General features: G+C 66.1%; 2 protein-coding genes. One reads left to right on the plus strand and one right to left on the minus strand.

All coding sequences use genetic code 11. The annotated features are described in order from the left end of the window. Positions 1-30: 30 nt before the first annotated feature. The gene (locus tag AB9O74_RS18655) at positions 31-1,029 is read right to left on the minus strand and encodes a polyprenyl synthetase family protein (RefSeq protein ID WP_176990793.1); all 999 of its coding nucleotides are present in this window, start codon (positions 1,027-1,029) and stop codon (positions 31-33) included. Between the two features lie 315 nt (positions 1,030-1,344). Here AB9O74_RS18655 and AB9O74_RS18660 point away from each other — a divergent pair, with 315 nt between their 5' ends. Continuing rightward, the gene (locus AB9O74_RS18660; protein WP_369350177.1) at positions 1,345-2,958 is read left to right on the plus strand and encodes an alpha-glucosidase family protein; all 1,614 of its coding nucleotides are present in this window, start codon (positions 1,345-1,347) and stop codon (positions 2,956-2,958) included. Positions 2,959-3,662: the final 704 nt, after the last annotated feature.

The following is a 3,662-nucleotide window of genomic DNA, read 5'->3' on the forward strand; positions in this document are numbered from 1 at the left end:
GGTGCCGACCGTTGGTCGGCACGCTTCCAATCAATGCGAGCGCTGCACCGCGTAGCGGGCCAGCCCGCGCAGGGCGGCGACCGCATCGTTGTCGGCCAGGCCGTCGAGCGCACGCTCGGCGGCGTCGGCGTATTCCTCGGCTCGGGCGCGGCTGTAATCCAGCCCGCCGGTGGCGTGGATGGCGGCCAGCACTTCCGGCATCGCCGTCGCATCGCCGTTCTGCACGATCTCGCGCAGGCGCTCGCGGGTGGTCGCATCCGAGTGCGCCATCGCGTGGATCAGCGGCAGCGTGGCCTTGCCCTCGGCGAGGTCGTCGCCCAGGTTCTTGCCCAGCTCATCGGCATTGGCCGAGTAGTCCAGCACGTCGTCGGCGATCTGGAAGGCGTAGCCCAGGTGCATGCCGTAGTCGTACAGCGCCTGCTGGGTGGCCTCATCGACGCCACTGGCCAAAGCGCCCAGACGGGTACCAGCGGCGAACAGCACCGCGGTCTTGCGCTCGATCACGCGCAGGTAGGCGGCCTCGTCGGTATCCGGGTTGTGGACGTGCAGCAGCTGCAGCACCTCACCCTCGGCGATCCGGTTGGTGGTGTCGGCGAGGATGCGCATGACCGGCATGCGGTCCAGCTCGACCATCAGCTGGAAGCTGCGCGAGTAAAGGAAATCGCCGACCAGTACGCTCGGGGCGTTGCCCCACAGCGCATTGGCGGTACTGCGGCCGCGCCGCAGGCTGGATTCATCCACCACGTCGTCGTGCAGCAGGGTCGAGGTGTGGATGAACTCGATGATCGCCGCCAGCTGGTGGTGTTCGGGTCCGGCCTGGCCGACCGCGTGGCCGGCCAGCATCACCAGCATCGGCCGCAGGCGCTTGCCACCGGCCGAGATGATGTGGTCGGCGATCTGGTTGATCAGCACGACATCCGAGGACAGTCGGCGACGAATCAGCGCATCGACGGCGTCCATGTCGGGCGCGGCGAGCGTCTGGATCTGGGGCAGGCCCAGCGCGGGGCGGGTGTCTTCGGTGATGGTCATGCGGTCTGACTTTCAGGCTTGGGCGGAATTATAGGCGGTGCCGTCGTATTCCGCCCGCGAAGACGCGCCGGGACGCTGGATCGACGGGGATGGCCGCGGGCGGACGGAGCGGAACCGTGCCGATCCGGGAGGCCGCCCCCCCCCGTCCCGCGCGCGACGGGTGCCCGGATCACGGGGGCAGTTGCGCCCGGAGGTGCCCCGTCCGGCGTGAATACGTATGCAAGCAACCCCACCACTGGAGGCACGCAGCTAAGCTTGTCGGGTTCGTTTCTGGCCCCCCTCGTGGGTGCCGTGGAAGCCCGAAGGGGGGCCCCAATGTCGCAGTCTTCATGGTGGCGCGGTGCCGTCATCTATCAGATCTACCCGCGCAGTTTCCTGGATGCCGACGGCGATGGCGTGGGCGACCTGCCCGGCATCATCGAGCGCCTGGACTATGTCGCCGCCCTCGGCGTTGACGCGATCTGGGTCTCGCCGTTCTTCAAATCGCCGATGGCGGACTTCGGCTACGACATCGCCGACCACCGCGACGTCGACCCCATGTTCGGCACGCTCGCCGACTTCGACCGGCTGCTGGCCGAGGCGCATGCGCGGGGCCTGAAGGTGATGATCGACCAGGTGTTCAGCCATACCTCGATCGACCACGCCTGGTTCCAGGAGAGCCGGCAGGACCGCACCAATCCCAAGGCGGACTGGTACGTGTGGGCCGATCCGCGCGAGGACGGCACCCCGCCCAACAACTGGATGTCGATCTTCGGGGGCGTGGCCTGGCAGTGGGAGCCGCGCCGCGAGCAGTATTTCCTGCACAACTTCCTGGCTGACCAGCCCGACCTGAACTTCCACAACCCGGCGGTGCAGCAGGCCACGCTGGATTACGTCCGGTTCTGGCTGGACCGTGGGGTGGATGGCTTCCGCTTGGACTCCATCAATTTCTGTTTCCACGACGCCCAGCTGCGCGACAATCCGGCCAAGCCGCTGGAGAAGCGCCTGGGCCGCGGCTTCAGCGCGGACAACCCGTACGCTTACCAGTACCACTACTACAACAATACGCAGCCGGAGAACATCGGCTTCATCGAGCGGCTGCGCGCGCTGCTGGATGAGTACCCGGGCGCCGTCAGCCTGGGCGAGATTTCCGCGGAAGACTCGCTGGCGACCACGGCCGAGTACACCGCGCCGGGCCGCCTGCACATGGGCTACAGCTTCGAGCTGCTGGTGAAGGATTTCAGCGCCGGTTACATCCGCGACACCGTGTCGCGGCTGGAAGCGACGATGACCGAAGGCTGGCCATGCTGGGCGATCTCCAACCACGACGTGGAGCGCGCGGTGACGCGCTGGGGCGGTCATCCGGCCCAACCGCGACTGGCCCGGATGCTGGTGGCGATGCTGTGCTCGCTGCGCGGTTCGATCTGCCTGTACCAGGGCGAGGAGCTGGGGCTGGGCGAAGCGGATGTGCCGTTCGAGGCGCTGCAGGATCCGTATGGCATCACCTTCTGGCCGAACTTCAAGGGCCGCGATGGCTGCCGCACGCCGATGCCGTGGCTCGATGCGCCGAAGGCGGGGTTCACGACCGGTGAGCCGTGGTTGCCGATTCCGGCGGAGCATCAGGCCGCATCGGTGGCGACGCAGGAACAGGATCCGCAGTCGGTGTTGACCGCGTTCCGTCAGTTCCTGGCGTGGCGGCGGACGATGCCGACGTTGTTGGTGGGAGATATTCGTTTTCTCGAGTCCGCCGAGCCGGTGTTGATGTTCGAGCGGGTGCACGGGGAGGAGACGTTGCTGTTGGCGTTCAATCTGTCGGCTGAGCGCGCTCGGGTGTCGCTGCCGGTGGGGGCGTGGCAGGCGATGCATGTGCCGGGTCCGGATGTGGGCGAGGTGGTGGATGGCGAGCTGGTGTTGCCGGCGCAGTCGATGTATTGCGCGCGACGCGGCTGATTCGATTTCCGGTGGTATTGAGAGGGCGGGGCCGAGTGCCTCGCCCTTTTTTTGTTTCGCGCTTGTGCGTTGGAGTGCGTCAATCGCAGCGGCAACGGCAACGGCAACGGCAACGACAACGACAACGACAACGACAACGACAACGGCAAGGGCGCTCAGGGCGACGCTTGTACTGGTTTGGGCGGGCACGGGTGGGTCGTCGGGACCCGCCGCAAGTACGTCCGTGTAGGCTTATGTCGCGCCATCCATGGCGCTCATGGTCCCGCCAACCCACCCGTGCCCGCCCTTTGACAATGTGCTGGTGCGCAAAGGAAAAGCAGGGCTTTCGTTGTGGCTCAGTCAACCTGTGCAGCCTTCGCGGACGAATATCGAAACCCTAGAGTTGTTGCGATTATCACAGCCGTTGATGCGGTTGGAGCGTGCGCAACGGTTCGAACATTCGGCGCGATGACAGTGATGGGTCTGATCGGAGCGGTCTGAACGGTCAAAGCGATCGGGATGCTCGAGGTAGTTGGCATGGTTGAATGGGTCGAGCTGCTCGAATTAGTCGAGATCCGCTAAGCGGCAGATGCACTGCTCGATGCTAGTTACGTTGGCTTTCCCTGCCTTTCCACGGCCACCAGCCAACTGTCGAGGGGCGGGGGTGTGGGGGTTGGCGGGACCGTTGTGCCGCATGGATGCGGCTCACGAGCCCCCATGGATGG

The sequence above is a fragment of the Stenotrophomonas sp. JAG2 genome, assembly GCF_041080745.1.
Lineage (GTDB): Bacteria > Pseudomonadota > Gammaproteobacteria > Xanthomonadales > Xanthomonadaceae > Stenotrophomonas > Stenotrophomonas maltophilia_AA.

What these genes read in the sequence shown, in the direction of transcription:
- AB9O74_RS18660 (WP_369350177.1), top strand. Translation starts at nt 1,345, where the DNA reads ATGTCGCAGTCTTCATGGTGGCGCGGTGCCGTCATCTATCAGATCTAC.
- AB9O74_RS18655 (WP_176990793.1), bottom strand. Translation starts at nt 1,029, where the DNA reads ATGACCATCACCGAAGACACCCGCCCCGCGCTGGGCCTGCCCCAGATC.